The 15,530-nt window shown below is 70.0% G+C and carries 18 protein-coding genes; 5 read left to right on the forward strand and 13 right to left on the reverse strand.

Features of this window, described 5'->3' with window-relative positions:
* Positions 1–14: 14 nt before the first annotated feature.
* The 4 genes from AC3WS6_RS01185 to AC3WS6_RS01200 are packed head-to-tail and all read right to left on the reverse strand — an operon-like array spanning position 15 to position 4,537.
* The gene (locus AC3WS6_RS01185) at positions 15–947 is read right to left on the reverse strand and encodes an amidohydrolase family protein (RefSeq protein ID WP_492499258.1); all 933 of its coding nucleotides are present in this window, start codon (positions 945–947) and stop codon (positions 15–17) included.
* Positions 940–2,235, reverse strand: a complete 1,296-nt coding sequence (locus tag AC3WS6_RS01190) for an MFS transporter (RefSeq protein WP_492499259.1) — start codon at positions 2,233–2,235, stop codon at positions 940–942. The genes AC3WS6_RS01185 and AC3WS6_RS01190 overlap by 8 nt, the downstream gene beginning before the upstream one ends.
* Entirely contained in the window at positions 2,235–3,242 is a 1,008-nt protein-coding gene (locus AC3WS6_RS01195) for an amidohydrolase family protein (protein ID WP_492499260.1), read from the reverse strand. Before AC3WS6_RS01195 ends, AC3WS6_RS01190 begins: the two co-directional genes overlap by 1 nt.
* A complete protein-coding gene (locus AC3WS6_RS01200; protein WP_492499261.1) occupies positions 3,239–4,537 on the reverse strand; it encodes a homoserine dehydrogenase in 1,299 nt (432 codons plus the stop codon). Before AC3WS6_RS01200 ends, AC3WS6_RS01195 begins: the two co-directional genes overlap by 4 nt.
* Positions 4,538–4,701: 164 nt before the next feature.
* On the opposite strand from AC3WS6_RS01200, the gene otnK reads away from it, so the two are divergent.
* The 3 genes from otnK to AC3WS6_RS01215 are packed head-to-tail and all read left to right on the forward strand — an operon-like array spanning position 4,702 to position 7,396.
* Positions 4,702–5,949 (forward strand): 3-oxo-tetronate kinase, encoded by a 1,248-nt coding sequence (otnK, locus tag AC3WS6_RS01205; protein ID WP_492499262.1) that lies wholly within the window; start codon positions 4,702–4,704, stop codon positions 5,947–5,949.
* On the forward strand, positions 5,933–6,589 hold the full coding sequence (locus AC3WS6_RS01210; RefSeq protein ID WP_492499263.1) for a class II aldolase/adducin family protein: 657 nt from the start codon (positions 5,933–5,935) through the stop codon (positions 6,587–6,589). Before otnK ends, AC3WS6_RS01210 begins: the two co-directional genes overlap by 17 nt.
* A gap of 12 nt (positions 6,590–6,601) precedes the next feature.
* Entirely contained in the window at positions 6,602–7,396 is a 795-nt protein-coding gene (locus AC3WS6_RS01215) for a DeoR/GlpR family DNA-binding transcription regulator (RefSeq protein ID WP_492499264.1), read from the forward strand.
* A gap of 11 nt (positions 7,397–7,407) precedes the next feature.
* Here AC3WS6_RS01215 and AC3WS6_RS01220 read toward each other — a convergent pair whose 3' ends face one another.
* The 8 genes from AC3WS6_RS01220 to AC3WS6_RS01255 form a co-directional block, all read right to left on the reverse strand.
* Positions 7,408–7,695 (reverse strand): DUF7882 family protein, encoded by a 288-nt coding sequence (locus AC3WS6_RS01220; RefSeq protein ID WP_492499265.1) that lies wholly within the window; start codon positions 7,693–7,695, stop codon positions 7,408–7,410.
* 9 nt (positions 7,696–7,704) lie between these two features.
* Complete coding sequence (locus tag AC3WS6_RS01225; RefSeq protein WP_492499266.1) at positions 7,705–8,580, reverse strand: hypothetical protein; 876 nt, start codon at positions 8,578–8,580, stop codon at positions 7,705–7,707.
* Positions 8,581–8,667: 87 nt separating this feature from the next.
* Positions 8,668–8,841 (reverse strand): CsbD family protein, encoded by a 174-nt coding sequence (locus tag AC3WS6_RS01230; RefSeq protein ID WP_492499267.1) that lies wholly within the window; start codon positions 8,839–8,841, stop codon positions 8,668–8,670.
* Positions 8,842–8,963: 122 nt separating this feature from the next.
* Entirely contained in the window at positions 8,964–9,578 is a 615-nt protein-coding gene (locus tag AC3WS6_RS01235; RefSeq protein WP_492499268.1) for a hypothetical protein, read from the reverse strand.
* Positions 9,575–10,159: a DUF6286 domain-containing protein gene (locus tag AC3WS6_RS01240; protein ID WP_492499269.1), complete on the reverse strand. Its 585-nt coding sequence runs from the start codon at positions 10,157–10,159 to the stop codon at positions 9,575–9,577. Before AC3WS6_RS01240 ends, AC3WS6_RS01235 begins: the two co-directional genes overlap by 4 nt.
* The gene (locus AC3WS6_RS01245; protein ID WP_492499270.1) at positions 10,156–10,551 is read right to left on the reverse strand and encodes a hypothetical protein; all 396 of its coding nucleotides are present in this window, start codon (positions 10,549–10,551) and stop codon (positions 10,156–10,158) included. The genes AC3WS6_RS01240 and AC3WS6_RS01245 overlap by 4 nt, the downstream gene beginning before the upstream one ends.
* A complete protein-coding gene (locus AC3WS6_RS01250; protein WP_492499271.1) occupies positions 10,551–10,739 on the reverse strand; it encodes a DUF2273 domain-containing protein in 189 nt (62 codons plus the stop codon). Before AC3WS6_RS01250 ends, AC3WS6_RS01245 begins: the two co-directional genes overlap by 1 nt.
* Positions 10,736–11,260: an Asp23/Gls24 family envelope stress response protein gene (locus AC3WS6_RS01255; protein WP_492499272.1), complete on the reverse strand. Its 525-nt coding sequence runs from the start codon at positions 11,258–11,260 to the stop codon at positions 10,736–10,738. Before AC3WS6_RS01255 ends, AC3WS6_RS01250 begins: the two co-directional genes overlap by 4 nt.
* Before the next feature lie 214 nt (positions 11,261–11,474).
* On the opposite strand from AC3WS6_RS01255, the gene AC3WS6_RS01260 reads away from it, so the two are divergent.
* Positions 11,475–12,047 carry an isochorismatase family protein gene (locus tag AC3WS6_RS01260; RefSeq protein WP_492499273.1) on the forward strand — a complete coding sequence of 191 codons (573 nt, stop codon included), beginning with the start codon at positions 11,475–11,477 and terminating at the stop codon, positions 12,045–12,047.
* A 34-nt stretch (positions 12,048–12,081) separates the two neighbouring features.
* Positions 12,082–12,987: an SDR family NAD(P)-dependent oxidoreductase gene (locus AC3WS6_RS01265; protein WP_492499274.1), complete on the forward strand. Its 906-nt coding sequence runs from the start codon at positions 12,082–12,084 to the stop codon at positions 12,985–12,987.
* Between the two features lie 4 nt (positions 12,988–12,991).
* On the opposite strand, the gene AC3WS6_RS01270 is transcribed toward AC3WS6_RS01265, so the two are convergent.
* Positions 12,992–15,304 carry a beta-galactosidase gene (locus AC3WS6_RS01270; RefSeq protein WP_492499275.1) on the reverse strand — a complete coding sequence of 771 codons (2,313 nt, stop codon included), beginning with the start codon at positions 15,302–15,304 and terminating at the stop codon, positions 12,992–12,994.
* Between the last annotated feature and the right edge of the window lie 226 nt (positions 15,305–15,530).

Consider the following 15,530-nt stretch of genomic DNA (forward strand, 5'->3'; position numbering starts at 1 on the left):
TCCTTGGTCGTTGGTCAGGAGATCGGGTCGATGAGGGGTTCGGGGTCGTACACGCGCTGGGCCGTGTCGTGGAAGACCGCACGCTGGGCATCCGCGTCGAAGGCGGCGAGGATCTCGCGGTACCCGTCGACGAGTCCGCGGAAGTCGATGAACATGCCGTCGACGGGGAAGTTGCTGCCGAACATGACCCGCTCTGCGCCGAAGATCCGCACGAGATCCTCGATCGGGGCGCGGTTCGACTCGACGGTCCACGGCGTACCGGCGACGCAGAGCCCGGATGCCTTGATGACGACGTTCGGCGCCTGAGAGATCCGCTCGAGCGCCGCGCGCCAGGCGGCCACCGTCTCGGCGTCTCGGGAGGCGAGCACGCCCGCGTGATCGACCACCAGGGTCGTCTCGGGAAAGTCGACGGCCAGACGGTGCGCCTCGTCGAGGTTCCACCACGGCGTCTGCAGGTCGAAGTGCAGGCCGCGCTCGGCGAGATGCGCATAACCCCCACGCCACGTGTCGTCGCTCAGCAGCGATCGCACCCCCGCGCCGACCTCGGCGGCCGACGCGGCACCGCCGGGCTTGTGCCGCACGCTCTTGACGGCAGGCACGGCGGCCAGCTCGCTCAGGCGCTGTGCGGCATCCGGTGCGTCGAGCCAGGCCTGCGCGACCATCGAGCCCGGCACTCCCGACTCCTCGCGATAGCGCTCGACCGTGCGCACCTCGGCCATCCCGTCGCCGGGAACCCACTCGGCCTCCATGTAGACCGAGGCGACGACGCCCGTCGCCGCGATGTCCGCGAGATAGTCCGCCGGCAGGTAGTCGCGCTTGATGGGCTCGTAATCGCCGTATCGGTGGGCGACTCTCGCCCCCGGGGCGAGCCAGGGATGCCGCGCCAGACCCAGGTCCCACACGTGGTGGTGGGCGTCGATGATCGGCCCGTCGTACAGGTCAGGCATGCACGGCCGCCTTGCGCACGCCACGTCCCTCGAAGTCGATCGAGAGCGAGCCGACGAGATAGATCGCGGCGCAGACCGCGAGGTAGATGAGCACCGCGGTGTAGCCGCCGGTGAACTGCACCAGCAGGCCCGCGACGATCGGCACGACGATGCCCGCCGAAGTGCCGGCGAAGTTCATCACGCCGCCGACGACGCCCACCCGCTCGGGCTTGGCCAGGCGGCCGGGGATCGTCCAGTACAGCCCGCCGAACAGGTTGAAGAAGACTCCGACGCACAGCAGGGTGACAGCGGTCGTGGCGTCGCTCACGAACGGCAGCGCCGCGAGGGCGAGCAGGCTCAGCGCGCCGGATCCGCCGAACAGCAGCTTGAATGCCCGGTTCGGCGACATGCGCTTCTGCAGGGTGTCGGCGAGGATGCCGCTGAGGATCTCGCCGAACGCTCCGCACAGGAAGATGAGGAACGTCGCGAATCCCATGGCGGCGAGGTCGAGGCCCCGCGCCTGCGAGAGATAGGTCGGGCCCCAGGTGACGAGCCCCCAGAAGACCATCGCCCAGCCGATGCGGCCGACGACCATCCAGAAGACGGTCGCCCGGCTCATGCCCGGCGGCTCCTCGTCCACACGCTCCTCGACGCCGCCCGAGCGGATCAGCTCCTCCTCGGCACGATTGACGAGCGGATGCTCCGACGGGTGGTTGCGGATGAACAGCGCCACACCGATGCCGATCACGACGGTCGCGAGGCCGATGATGATGAACGACCAGCGCCAGGATCCCGTGGCGGTGATGAGTCCCGTGACGACCAGGGCGCCGAAGGCCGAGCCCAGAGGTGCACCGGAGTCGATGAGCGTGACACCGGTGGCGCGGTGCTTCGCCGGCAGCCAGCGGGTGACGAGCTTGTTGGCCGACGGCATGTACGGCGCCTCGAAGGCGCCCAGGCCGAGGCGGCTGAGCACGAGCATCACCGCGTTGACGGCGAGGCCCGCGAGCGCGGTGAAGGAGCCCCAGATCACTGCGGCGATGCCGATGACTCGGCGCGGTCCGAACTTGTCGGCCGCGGCTCCGCCGGGGATCTGGAACAGGCAGTACGTCCAGAAGAACGCCGAGAGGATGAGGCCCTGCACGGCGGGCTCGAGCAGGAACTCGGCGCTGATGGTCGGCAGGGCGACCGAGAGCGACGCCCGGTCGATGCAGTTGATCGTGTAGAAGACGAACAGCACGACGATGACCCACCAGCGGATCTTCGTGGGGCGTGCGGTGCGGGCGGCGGTGCCCTGGTCGACGGTGGTCATCAGTGATCCTCGGTGGGTGCGGCGGTCGGGAGGTCGGGGAGGGACGAGAGGTCGAGTCGGTAGACGCGGGCGGCCGTACCGTGGAACAGCGCATCCAGGCCGTCCGCGTCGAGTCCCGCGGCGCCGGCGAGGATCGTGTCCATGACCTCGTCGAAGTCGGGGGCGGTGAGCGTCGCGACGGGCAGGTTCGAGGCGAAGAGCGCGCGGTCGGCGCCGAAGATCGAGAGAGTGTCCCGGACGACGACCTCGTTGGAGGGGCGATCCCAGCGGTTGCGGTACAGCCCCAGCTCCGAGACCTTCACGGCGGTGCGCGGCAACGCGGCGAGGCGCTCCATGCCGTCGCGCCACAGACGCAGCCCGTCGTCGGAGCGATCGAGCGGCAGACCGCAGTGGTTCACGACCACGGCCAGCTCCGGGAAGTCGGCGAGCACCTCAGCGGCCTCGGCCAGGTGGTAGTACGGAACGCGCAGGTCCCACGAGAATCCGTGTGCCCCGAGAGCGGCGATCCCCTCGACCCACTCCGGGTCATGCAGCGTGCCCGGGCCGCTCGTGCGCTCACCGGCTCGCGTCGCGATGACGGGCTTCGACCGGATGCCGCGGACGATCGAGCGCTGCGCATGGGCGGCCAGCACTTCGTCTCGATCGGGCTGCCGGAATCCGACGTGCGCGACGGCCGCGAGCGGGAACCGCCCACCGGTGGCATCGCTGAGCCGCTGGAGGAAGTCGTCTTCCGCGACCTGCTCGTCACGGCTGCGCTCCGCCTCGCAGTGCACCGTGCCGACGATGTCCCAGCCGGCGGTCTCGGCGAGGTACTCGCGAGGCAGGAAGGTGCGACGCATGGCGTTGTAGTCGCCGAGGAAGAAGTCCTCGTTGTACTCGTCCTGGATCCAGGGCCAGCGCCCGTCGCCGTCGAGGTCCCAGAAGTGATGGTGGGCGTCGACGATCCGCAGCTCGTACCCCTCGGGAAGGCGCTCCCGGCGGATGCGGCGAGCAGCCTCGGCGGTCACAGCCGCACACCCTCCACGAACGCGGCGCGCACGTCGTCCGCGACGCCCTCGAGGTCGGAGATGCGGATAAGCTCGCCCTCGGAGACGTCACGCACGAGTCGCGCACCCGAGAGCAGGTAGTACGCCGCGGCGAGAGCATCGTCGGAGTCGCTCAGGGCGTCGTCGCGGTCGATGATCACGGGGCGCACGCCGTCGATCTCGTGGTGGTGGCCGCGCACCTCGAAGGTCGCTCCCGCGGCGAGCGCCCGCGACGAGCGGGCGGCGAGCACGGTGTGGTGGCGCGGCTGGTCGAACAACTGTGCGCCCGCGACCACGGCGTCGATGGTGAGCGGTGTCTCGACGCCCATGAAGTGGTAGGGCCAGTAGATGCAGGCGTACTCGCCCGAGCGCGAGACGATGTGCCCCTTGCCTGCGAGCAGCTCCCACACCTCGTCGTCGCCCGTCGTGACGATCGTGAAGACGCCGCCCGCGAAGCTCGTCTCGCCGGGAAGGCGCAGGGCCGAGAAGACGTCGACCGCGCGGTCGGTGTCGATGAGTCCGCCGTCGGAGCGGCGGGCATAGATGTCGGCGAGCTCGCTGGGGCGCGCGACGGGGTAGTGCATGCGCTCGGTGTCGGCGGTGGCGCCGGAGTAGAGCGAGACGACGGCCATCTCGCACGAGTCTGCGGCCGCGGCGCGCTTGAGCGGAGCGACGATCTCGGCGCGAGCGGCGAGCGTCTCGTGGATGTCGTCACCGAGGAACAGGAGGTCGCTGAGGCCCGCAGCATCGATGCGCTCGCCCTGCTGGTCGAGCACTCCGGTGGCGGGATCGAACACGAGGTCGTACTCGCCGGACTTGCCGAGGGCGACCACGTGCAGGCCGACCTTCTCGACCCAGTCGAGCAGCCGCAGCAGGTTCGCGGGCTGGTCGCCGTCGCCGGGCAGGTAGCCGACGCCGCGTTCGCGAGCGGCCTTGGCGAGCGAGACGCCCGCGACGCTCTCGATCTCCTTGCTCACCATCACGACGTGGATGCCGCGACTGATCGCCTCCGCGGCATACCGGTAGCCGGCCTCGACGCGACCGGAGGCTTCGACGAGCACGTCGATCTCGTCCCAGCGGACGTCGTCGTGCCCGGGGATCGGCTCAGCGTCGGGAAGATCGCCGAGGTCTGCGATGAGGGTGCGCACTCCGTCGACATCGGGGTCGATGAGCTGCGTCGCCGTCATCCGATCGATCGATCGGAGGTGGGCGAGGAAGGTGCGGCCGAAGCCTCCACGTGCGCCGGTGAGAGCGACGCGGATAGGAGCGCGGGTCATCGGTGGTCCCCTCTGCACGGGACGTTCCGTGCGGTCATGCGGTGCCTGAGGAGCGGGTTCTCCCGTGGGCGTCGATCACTTTTCCACAGTCGTACAGAATTATCAAATTTGTTCACATGGATTCACACGTGGTCAAATGGTGTCACCTATCCCGAGGAGGACGCGTGATCGATATCGGCGCAGTCGCAGACGACTTCACCGGCGCGACGGATCTCGCCATCGCGCTGCGCGAGCGCGGCTACCGCGCGGTGGTGTCGATCGAGGACGCGCCTCTCGACCCCCGGGAGCTGGGCGACGCGGATGCCGTCGTCGTCGCGCTGAAGACACGCACCGCCCCGGTCGCCGATGCGGTCGCCCAGAGCGTCCGGGCGGTGAAAGCTCTCGAGGCCGTCGACGCGCAGCGCTTCTACGTGAAGTACTGCTCGACCTTCGACTCCACGCCCGAGGGCAACATCGGCCCGATCCTCGACGCCGTGATGGACGAACTCGACGAACAGCGCACGATCGTCGTGCCCTCGTTCCCCGACAACGGCCGCACGGTGTACCGCGGCCATCTCTTCGTGGGCGACGATCTGCTCGAGCAGTCCCCCATGCGCCATCACCCCCTCACACCGATGACGCAGTCTCGACTCCGCGACATCCTCGCGCCGCAGACCACGCGCGAGATCCACGAGATCTCCGCTCCGACCGTCTGGGGCGGCCCGAAGGCTCTACGCGATGCCCTGGCCGCAGAACCCGCGGGCTACACCGTCGTGGATGCGATCACGGATGCCGATCTCGAGACCATCGCGACGGCGGTGTCGGACTGGCGCGTCGTGAGCGGTGGGGCGGGGCTCGCACTCGGCATGACCGGCCCGCGCCCCGGCACCCTCTCGCAGATCGAGCAGACGCCCGGGCGACGCCTGATCGTGTGCGGCAGCGCCTCGTCGAAGACCCGCACGCAGATCGCGCATGCCGCCGAGACGCTGCCGACCCGCAAGCTCGACATCGAGGCGGTCACGGCCGACCCCGAACACGTCGTCGCCGAGACCGTGTCGTGGCTGCAGGGTCTCGCCGACGACGAGATCCCGGTCGTGTACTCGGTCGGCTCGCTCGACGACATCCGCCGCGGATCCGCGGGCAACACGGTCGCCGGTCGCATCGAAGAGGTGCTCTCGGAGATCGTGTCCCGGGCTGTCGAGGATCTGGGCGTCACCCAGGTGATCGTCGCCGGCGGCGAGACCTCGGGGGCGGTCGTGCACCGCCTCGGCATCCAGCGCCTGCACATCGGACCTCGCATCGCACCGGGCGTCTGCTGGAGCGCCGCGGACTCCGCGCACGGCGCACTCACCATCGCACTCAAGTCGGGGAACTTCGGTTCCGACGACATGTTCACCACCGCCTGGAGGGCGCTCGATGACCTCACCGATTGACGACCTGATCGCCGCGGGCGGCCGAGTGGCCGCCGCCGGGATCAGCCCCGGCAGCAGCGGCAACGTCAGCATCCTCACCGACGGCCTCGTCTACATGACGGGGACCGGCACCGACCTCGGCCGGCTCTCACCCCAGGACATCGCCGTCGTCACCCTCGACGGCGAGTTCGTGCGCGGCGCGAAGCCCTCGAAGGAACTGGCTCTGCACCTGGCGTTCTACACGAAGAACCGCGCACATTCAGCGGTCGTGCACCTGCATTCCCCGTTCGCGGTGGCGGCCAGCTGCCTCGAGCCCTGGTCCGAGACGAGTGCGATCCCGCCGCTCACTCCGTACTTCGTGATGCGCGTCGGCCAGAGTCCACTCGTCCCCTTCCGCGTTCCGGGCGATCCCGACCTCGCCGCACAGCTGCTGGCGCTGCCCCATCCGTTCCAGGGCGCCCTGCTCGCCAACCACGGGCAGATCGTCTCGGCGACCGGTCTGGATGCCGCGATCGAAGCCGCGATCGAGCTCGAAGAGGCGTGCCGCATCACGCTGCTGACCGATGGAAAGCCCAGACGACTGCTGCCCGCCGACGACGTGGCAGCGCTGGCCAGCCGATGGGGCACCCCCTGGACCGAGACCGCCACCCTCGTTCGCTAGGCTGACCACGACATGACGAAGCCCGCCTCTGCCGCATCGACGCCGCTCATCCCCGAGCAGCGCCGCGAGCTGATCGTCAAGCACCTGCGCCGCGAAGGCGTGCTGAGCTACCGCCAGCTGACCGACCTGCTCGGGGTCAGCCACATGACGATCCGACGCGACATCTCGGTGCTCGAAGAAGCCGGCCGCGTCCTGGCGACGCCCGGTGGCGCGAAGATCGCGTCGCGGCTGGTCGCCGAGCCGACGCGCTTCGAGAAGGCCCGCCAGGACGTCGCCGAGAAGGATGCGATGGCCCGCCATGCGGCATCCCTCGTCACGGAGTCGATGACGATCTACCTCGACGCCGGCACGACGATCCAGGCGATGCGGCCGCACCTCGAGAGCATCCGCGACCTGACCGTCGTGACGAACGACCTCGCGATCATCGCCGCATTCCTCGACCATCCCACGGCCGACATCATCGCGATCGGCGGCCGCGTCGAGAAGGCGAACCAGTCGACGACCGGCCGTCTCGCAGCCCTCACCCTGCATGAGCTGTCGATCGACATCGCGTTCCTCTCGTCGTCGTCGTGGGATCTGCGCCGGGGCGTCACCACGCCGACCGAGTCGAAGATCGCCCCCAAGACGGCGGCTCTCGAGAGCGCCAGCGAGACGGTGCTCGTCGCCGGCAGCTCGAAGTACGGCACCTTCGGCCGTTACCGCGTGCTCGACCTCACAGACCTCGACCTCATCGTCACGGACGCCGGTCTCAGCGATGCCACCGCGGCGGGAATCGAAGAGCTCGGCGTCGCCGTCGTGCGCACCTAGGCGCGCTCACGTCAGCGGGTCACGATGATCTCGCCGTGGGCGTTGAGGTGCTGCATCATCTGCGCGACCCGCTCCGCATCGATCGGAGCCGGCTTCGGGTCGTCGAAGGCGATCACGAGCGGGATGCTCGGATGGATCCAGGCCGTCTTGCGGGCGGGCCCCGAATCGCCCGGCGCCCAGGTCATCATGAAGCTCTCCTGTCGGCGGAGCTTGGTGCCGATGACGATCTTCAGGTGCGCGAGAGTGACATCGTCGATCTCTATCGCCGGGTGAGAGCTGTTGTACTCGAGGGTTCCCATTCTGCGAGGCTAGCCGAGTCCGCTGTCGAGGAAGACACCGATGCGATCGCCGTCGAGCACGAACTGCACCGCCTCGGCAGAGGGATGCCGCGCGAGCATCTCCTCGGGGGCGCTCCCGCCGAGGGGCAGCTCCACGGTCGCAGGGAACACGCCCACGTCACAGGCCGAGTAGAAGTCGCCGCCGTAGCCCCAGTCATTCGGGTCGAAACCCTCCACGGGCGGAATCGCATCGGTGCGCACCACGCCGATGCAGTTCGGCTGATCGCCGCCCTCAGACCGCGCATCGCCCCAGTTCGAGATCGCGAACACCGTGAACCCGAGGAAGTCGGCGGCCAGTGTGTCGCTTCCCGCACCGAACCACCCTTCGGGGATCCGATCCGAGGCCCCGGTCAGCCGGAGGGTCTCGATCTGCGGTGCTCCCGATGAGGCCGAGACGGGCGGTGTGGATGCCAGCGTGAACGTCACGACGGCGGCGAGCGCGGCGGAGCCCACGACGGATGCCGCCCACCATGTCGCACGCCGACTGCGGCGACGATCATCGCTGCGAACGGCAGCGGCCTCGGCATCGTCGGCGTCGGAGTCGTCGTCGACCGCGCGTTCGATCGATCGCAGGCCGTCGACGTCGTGCGGCGTGGGCGGCGACTCGAGGGGCGGAGCGGTCGGGGCGGCCACGGCCCGCGCCTCTGCGCGCGTCCTCGCCTCCGCAACCGGAGCCGGAGCCGGAGCCGGAGCCGGAGCGGCACCCTCCGAGGCGACAGGAACGCCACGCGCGGATTCGAGTTCATGCAGACGGCGCACCGCCGCGGCATCCATCGCGATGTCGGCATCGCGGCCATAGGCGCGCGCACGAAGCTCACGCAGTTCTCTCTCGGCAGCGGCGTCCATCTGTGGCATCGTCTCACGTCGGTGTCTGCGGCGACGGCAACGGGCGGGTGGGGCGTGACACCGCTCCACCCGCCCGCGCCGGGGGTCTCACTCCTTGAACGCGTCCTTGACGTTCTCGCCGGCCTTCTTCGCGTCGGCCTTGACCTGGTCGGCCTTGCCTTCGGCGGCGAGCTTGTCGTTGTCGGTCGCGTTGCCGATCGCTTCCTTCGCCTTTCCGGCGATGTCCTGCGCGGCGTTCTTGATCTTGTCATCGAGTCCCATGAGGAGCTCCTTTCGTGAGGGTGATCGTGACGACGGGAGGATTCCCGGCGTCTTATCGCCGTTGCTCTGCGCGACCGACGATAAGTCTGGGGGCGGGTGTCAGCGGCGCACCCTGTCGAGGTTCAGGACAGTCGTCGCTGATCGTGGGCGAGTCTCGCGCGCAGTCCGGTGTGGATCGAGACGTACGTGTCTGTCTCCCGGCCGGTCAGCGTCGCGAGATTGGTGAGCAGACGGTCGACGAGATCGACGAGTTCTCGGGGGTCGGTGTTCTGCCGCGGCGTGACAGCCACGTGCAGCACGGGCTGACGCCGCACATCGTTCGCGGTGACCTGCGTCGAGAGGATCTCGTCACGCGTGGCGAGCGAGTTCTTCACCGCATCCGACACGAACGACTCGGTGACGGTGACGCGCCCCAGCGGGTTCTGCTCCCCCGTCGAACGGAAGGCGGTCTTGGAGCGGCGGCCCGCGATGCTGATCAGAGCGACGACGAGCAGCACGATCACGACGACGAGCGCCGCCACAGCGCCGATGCCGATCCACGAGAGGCTGCCTCCGGCGATCGCGGTCGCCGCGATCGCCTGGTCGAGCCACGAACGGGCACCTTGTGCAGCCGATCGCCAGATGTCGGATGCCGTCGGCCAGCTCATGATCGCGATGCCCAGCGCCCCGAGTCCGAGGAACAGCAGCCCGATGATGAACAGCAGGGTGCGGTTCAACGCGCGGTTGGTGTTGTTCACAGCTCGTCCTCCTCGTCGGTGTCGCGCTCGATGCGCACGCGGGTGCGCACGGCACGGCTCAATCGGTAGTTCTGCAGCTGCGCTTCGGCGGCGGACTGCACGGCGCTCGACTCGAGCGGAACACCGGCGCCGGGCCGCATCGTGATGTCGACGCTGCGGTGCCCGACGCCGACCGTGACGTTCTCGCGAGCGAGTCCCGTCTCGTCGGCGAGGTGCTGGGCGAGCGCGCTCGCGATCACGCCGTTGTCGACGACGACCGCTCGCTCACCGGCCTGCAGCGTGTGCTTCGAGAGCCGGCCCGGCGTGACGGCGAGGACGATGAAGACCAGGCCGATCAGGGCGAGCACGATGCTGCCGGCGATCACGAGTCCGGCCGGCTGCGCCGTGGGCAGACCCACCAGCCAGCCACCGGCCGCAGCGGGTCCGAGCAGTAGAGCGGGCTGTGCCGCGAGGCTCAGCACGATCTCGAGCCCGATGTAGGCGAGGGCCAGGATGAGCAGGACGACCGCGACGAACATCGCGACGGTGCGCGGTGAATGCGTCTCGCGCCTGACGACGCGGCGCAGGACCGGGGTGGTCATCGCACTCTTCTCCTTTCGGGGACGGTGGCACCGGTGATGGTGAGGGTGATGCGGGTGACGTCTCGCCCGAGGACTCCCGAGAGATCGCGCTGCAACTGCTCCTGCAGCTGGCGGGCTCGCTCGAGCACGGGGACGCTCTGGGAGATCGCGACGGTGTCGTCGAGATCGGGAACGGGAAGCGGGGTCGCGATGCGCACGCTGAGTCCGCGGAGATGCTCCGCGACGTCGACCTTCACGTCACCGCGGGGCACACCGATCAGGGTTGCGGACGCCTGCTCGGTGACCGTGCGGTACACGCGCTCCTTCACGTCGACGCGACCCGGAACGGCAGCCTCCCCGGTGGCGACCCCCGAGGGGCCGCCACCGGCGGCGATGTGCTGGTCGGCGCTCATCAGGAGGTTCGCCGCCCCGTGAAGGCGTCTGCGAGCCCGCGGACGTCGATCTTGCCGGACACGATCCGGCCGATGATCGCGCCGACACCGGCGAACAGTGCCATGAGCAGGAATCCCCAGAAGCCGAACAGGAGTGCGGCCAGGGCCAGGAGCGCACCGATCAGTGCGCCGGTGGTGGTCGGTGTCATGAGACTCGCGACTCCTCGTTCTCGTTGCTGTCGTCACCGGGCACGTGCACGTCGTTGACCTCGACGTTGACCTCGACGACCTCGAGTCCGACCAGGCGGGTGATGGCTCCCGCGACGGCGGCGCGCACGTTGTTGGCGACCTCCTGGATGGGGGCCGGGTACTCGACGACGATCGTGATGTCGGCGGCGGCCTGGGTCTCGCCCACCTCGACCTTGACGCCCTGCGCCAGATCGGTGGCGTTGATCACGTCGCGGATCGCCCCGAAGGCGCGTGCCCCGCCGCCACCGAGTGCGAAGACGCCCGGCACCTCGCGCGCAGCGATTCCGGCGACCTTGGCGACCACGCCGTCGGCGATGACGGTCTTGCCCGCAGCATCCGCATCAGCGGGGATGCGCGACGACGAGAACGCCGACGAGCGGTCCACCCGCGAGGACGAGCCGGCCGCCTTCGGCGCAGCGGCGGTCTGAGCCAGCTCCTTCTCGGCGGGAGCGGCAGAGGTGTTCTGATCCTGAGTTGCCATGACGAGTCCTTCATCTCACGTAGTGCCGGATGCGAAGCCTGCTGGCCGCACCGGGAGCGTTTCGGTCGCTCACAGATAGGACGTGCGCGGGTGCGAATTCGTCACATATCGGTTCGAGGAGATTTCGACGGAGCTGTTCCGGATGGCGGAGAACGTGCGAGACATGGCCGCGCACGCCCTGTCGCGAACGGCCCGTCGGACCGACGATGAACAGATGCACACTGCTCCCGCCACCGCACTTCTGGTCATCGATGCACAGGAATCGTTCCGTCAGCGCACCGACGAATGGGCGGCCACCGCCAATCCGGATGCCGTGGGCAACATCGCGCGCCTCGTCGAGCATGCGCGCCGGGTCGGTGACCCCGTCGCCTGGGTCACGCACTCGGAGCCGGGCAGCGGAGGGGTCTTCGATCCCACGCTGGGCTTCGTGCGGGTGTTCGACGAGCTCGATCCGCGCGACGACGAGATCGCCGTCACCAAGGTCACGGTCAACGCCTTCACCTCGACCGATCTCGAGCAGCGGCTTCGCGACCTCGGCGTCGCGAAAGTGGTCGTCTGCGGCATCCGCACCGAGCAGTGCTGCGAGACGACCGCCCGCATGGCGAGCGACCTGGGGTTCGAGGTCGAGTTCGTGACCGATGCCACGACGACCTCGGCCATCGAGGCGAGCGGTCCGCTCGCGGCCGTCTCCGGCGACGAGATCATGCGCCGCACCGAGAGCATCCTCGCGGCTCGCGGGTTCGCGACCGTGATCCGCACGGCGGATCGTACAGGCGCCCGCGCCTGAGCCGGGGCAGGCTTCAGCGCCTAGGTTGGAGGACATGCCCCTCTCTGCGCGCACCCTCCCCCGCCTCGACGGCCGCACGGTGCTCGTCACCGGGGCGAATGCGGGCATCGGCTACTGGTGTGCCGAGATCCTCGCCGCGCACGGGGCACGGGTGCTGCTCGGATGCCGATCGACTGAGCGCGCCGACGTCGCGGCATCCTCGATCCGCGCACACGCACCGGGCGCCGATCTCGGTGTCGTGCAGGTCGACCTCGGGTCTCTCCCGAGCATCGCATCGGCGGCGGCATCGGTCGACGAGCGCGTGGATGCCGTCATCTGCAACGCCGGCGTGAAGGCGGCCGACCGCACGGCCCGCACCGCGGACGGCCTGGATCTGATGGTCGGCACGAACGCGCTGGGTCATTTCGCGCTGCTCGCGCAGCTCGGCCACGTGCTCGCCGACGACGCCAGGGTCGTGGCCGTCGGATCGCTGGCGCACCGCTTCGCAGAGATCGACCCTGCGACGCTCGCGCAGCCCTGGACCGGACCGTCTCTGCGTCAGTACGGCCGGTCGAAGGCAGCGCTCATGGCGCTCACGTTCGAGCTCGACCGCCGGTGGCGCGGCACTGCGCGGTCGGCGCTGTGCGCGCATCCGGGCTATGCGGTCGACCCGCTCACGCCGCACCGCGATGGGCTCGCCGAGGTGCCGCGCGCGGTGCGTGCTCTCGCGGCGCTCAGCCGCCCGCTGGTGCAGGGGAAGGATGCCGGCGCCGCGCCCATCGTGCACGCGGCCGTCGCGGCGGATGCCACGGGCGGCGACTACTGGGGGCCCGGAGGGCTGCTCGAGTTCCGCGGTGCGCCGACCAGGGTCCGCGCGAGCGAGCAGGTGCGGTCGGCCGAGGTCGGCTCCGAGCTGTGGACGGTCGCCGAAGAGCTGACCGGCGTGCGCCACTCCGGCTGAGGGCTCAGTCGCGAGCCCCTCGACTTCTCGGGGTCCAGCGCGACGACACGACGCGATCGACGCGGATCACGGAACCGAGGCGGCCCGCCGTGTCGACCCGCGCTCGCACAGACGCGTCGAGATCGATCACGCTGTGCGCGGCGATCGGCGCGACATGCACCGTGAGGTCCACGGCGGGTGAGAGGTCGGTGATGTCGATGCGCCAGCTCCGGCCGTCCCAGAAACGGTCGTTGATCACCACGCCATCGGCGCGCAGCTGCGCCACATCGCCCTCCCACTCGACCACGAGCTCGACGAGATCGCCGGGCGCGCACTCGTGCGGCGCGGGTGACCGCAGCCGCCAGACACCCGCGACCTCGTCGAACTGCGCGGCATCCGGCGCGGCCGAACGCCCCATCGACTCGCCGTAGCGCGCGGGTGGCTGGCCGGCGGGCCGCAGCTCGTCGAGCACCAGCCGGGTGCGCCCCGGGTACCCGTCGGTGCGCAGGCGCCACGGCACGAAGCCGCCGTCACGCCAGACCAGACTCGCGGGCGCGCTCTCCGCGCGCACCACGAGGCCGTCTGCTTCCCGCCACACAGCATCCGCCGAATCGATCAGGTCCGGGCCGAGGTACCACAGCCGCTCGGCCTGTGTCTCGTCGACGACGAGGATGCGCAGCGCGTCGTCGACCACGGCGACATCGCCCGGCACCAGGTCGAGCGGGACATCGGCATCCGTCGCGACGCCACCGAGCCGTGCGCGCGAGCCCGCCCCGAGCTGCAGCCGTGCCGCGACGTCGTCATGGGCTCGCAGCACCAGCGTCGGCAGATCGCCGGGCGCACCCGCCACGAGGCCCGAGGCCGACGCGGTCGCCCACTCGATCCGCACGCCCTCGACGTCGAGCCGCAGCGGCCACCGCCCGATCACGCCGCTCGGGATGTCGATCGCCCGGTCGGGGAACACCATCTCGCCCTCGTCGAACGGGATGCGGAACTGCACCCCGGTCGAACCCGACAGCGGCTCGTGCGGCTGATGCGTGCTGACGAAGAGGAACCCGCCCGTGCCATCACCGCGCACCGCCCAGCGCAGCGAGTCGAGGTCATGCACGTCGACCGGAGCGTCGTCGGGGAGCGAGCTGAACGTGTCGGCGAGCCCCGGGCCGAAGGCGGCGAGGAACGCGTTGTGGTCGCGCAGCACGCCCAGGCTCGGGCCGGGACGCCCGGTCGCCCCGAGCGCCGCCTGGAAGTCGTAGTCGAACCGCGGCAGATCGTTCGGGTACCCCGTGGCCAGGCTCTCCTGCAGGCCGTCGCCGGGGTTCACGCCGCCCGCGTACATGTAGAAGCCCTGCCAGGCCGAGCCGTTTCCGATCTTCACATTCGCGAGGGCGGCGATGTCGCGGCCTCGAGCGATCGGACGCCGGTGGTACGCCGTCGCCATGCCCCCGCCCAGCTCGCAGGTCGACGGCGGGAACTCCGGGTCGACCGGACGCACGACGATCTCCGCGCCCGCTTCGCGGAAGTCCCCGCCCACGCCCGGGTCGTCCCACACGTGCGTGAACCGGAAGTGGTCGCGGAAGCTGTCATCCCACGTGGAGCCCTGGCCCGCCCAGAAGCCGTCGGCGTATCCGCTGTACAGCGGGAAGACGTCATGCGCGGGCAGGATCGCGCCGCCCCAGCCGGTCGCCGTCCACAGCGGGGCCGAGAGACCGACCTCTCGGGCGATTTCTTTCAGGGCGGCGATGTGATCGGGACGGTCGTGCAGCTCGTTCTCGAGCTGGATGCCGACGATCGGCCGATCCGGCCCGCAGAACGACCGCACCTGCCCGGCGATGCGCCCGAACCAGTCGCGCACCAGCGCGAGGTACTCGGGATCATTCGTGCGTGCCCGCTCTCCGAGGGCCGCGACGACCCAATCCGGATGCCCTCCGCCTCGCACCTCTCCGTGGCACCACGGTCCGATGCGCAGGATCACGTCGATGCCGACCCGCTCGGCGGTCTCGAGGAAGGCCGCGATGTCGAGGTCGCCGTCGAACCGCACCTGCCCGCGCTCGCGCTCGTGGTGGATCCAGAACACGTAGGTCGACACCGACGTGAGCCCCGAGGCGACGAGGAGCCGCAGCTGCTCCTCCCACCGCCTGTGCGGGATGCGACTGAAGTGCATCTCACCGGTCACCGGGATCGTCGGCGTGCCGTCCACCTCGATCCACCGGCTCGTCAGACGCAGTCTCTCGTGCCGCTCCTCACTGTTGCTCATGGCGGGCTCGGTGAGCGGGGGCCTGCCGTCGCGCAGGGTGAGAGTGCGCAGGGTGAGAGTGCGCAGGGTCGACGTCGCGGTCATGGTTCTCCTTCGAAGGAACGGTCGCGCACCCGGCGCCTCGCACCTAGGCGAGCGGGATGCCCCTCGCCGGCTCCGGGCGATGGATGCCGCGCGGGCGGTATCCGAGCGCGTCGGACTCGCCGAGCAGATCGGCGAGGAGCCAGACGATCGAGAGCCACATCTCGGTGCCCTGGAGGCCCGGCGCCGAGGGGCCGGTGAGCCCGCTCGCCGGCGACGGGGCGCGGAA

It is taken from the genome of Microbacterium sp. EB106-03-03-XG65, assembly GCF_058791955.1.

Bases quoted from the DNA above. Each gene is read 5' to 3' on its own strand.
- AC3WS6_RS01185 (WP_492499258.1), bottom strand. From the start codon at position 947: ATGCCTGACCTGTACGACGGGCCGATCATCGACGCCCACCACCACGTG.
- AC3WS6_RS01190 (WP_492499259.1), bottom strand. From the start codon at position 2,235: ATGACCACCGTCGACCAGGGCACCGCCGCCCGCACCGCACGCCCCACG.
- AC3WS6_RS01200 (WP_492499261.1), bottom strand. From the start codon at position 4,537: ATGACCCGCGCTCCTATCCGCGTCGCTCTCACCGGCGCACGTGGAGGC.
- AC3WS6_RS01210 (WP_492499263.1), top strand. From the start codon at position 5,933: ATGACCTCACCGATTGACGACCTGATCGCCGCGGGCGGCCGAGTGGCC.
- AC3WS6_RS01215 (WP_492499264.1), top strand. From the start codon at position 6,602: ATGACGAAGCCCGCCTCTGCCGCATCGACGCCGCTCATCCCCGAGCAG.
- AC3WS6_RS01220 (WP_492499265.1), bottom strand. From the start codon at position 7,695: ATGGGAACCCTCGAGTACAACAGCTCTCACCCGGCGATAGAGATCGAC.
- AC3WS6_RS01225 (WP_492499266.1), bottom strand. From the start codon at position 8,580: ATGGACGCCGCTGCCGAGAGAGAACTGCGTGAGCTTCGTGCGCGCGCC.
- AC3WS6_RS01230 (WP_492499267.1), bottom strand. From the start codon at position 8,841: ATGGGACTCGATGACAAGATCAAGAACGCCGCGCAGGACATCGCCGGA.
- AC3WS6_RS01240 (WP_492499269.1), bottom strand. From the start codon at position 10,159: ATGACCACCCCGGTCCTGCGCCGCGTCGTCAGGCGCGAGACGCATTCA.
- AC3WS6_RS01245 (WP_492499270.1), bottom strand. From the start codon at position 10,551: ATGAGCGCCGACCAGCACATCGCCGCCGGTGGCGGCCCCTCGGGGGTC.
- AC3WS6_RS01250 (WP_492499271.1), bottom strand. From the start codon at position 10,739: ATGACACCGACCACCACCGGCGCACTGATCGGTGCGCTCCTGGCCCTG.
- AC3WS6_RS01255 (WP_492499272.1), bottom strand. From the start codon at position 11,260: ATGGCAACTCAGGATCAGAACACCTCTGCCGCTCCCGCCGAGAAGGAG.
- AC3WS6_RS01260 (WP_492499273.1), top strand. From the start codon at position 11,475: ATGCACACTGCTCCCGCCACCGCACTTCTGGTCATCGATGCACAGGAA.
- AC3WS6_RS01265 (WP_492499274.1), top strand. From the start codon at position 12,082: ATGCCCCTCTCTGCGCGCACCCTCCCCCGCCTCGACGGCCGCACGGTG.
- AC3WS6_RS01270 (WP_492499275.1), bottom strand. From the start codon at position 15,304: ATGACCGCGACGTCGACCCTGCGCACTCTCACCCTGCGCACTCTCACC.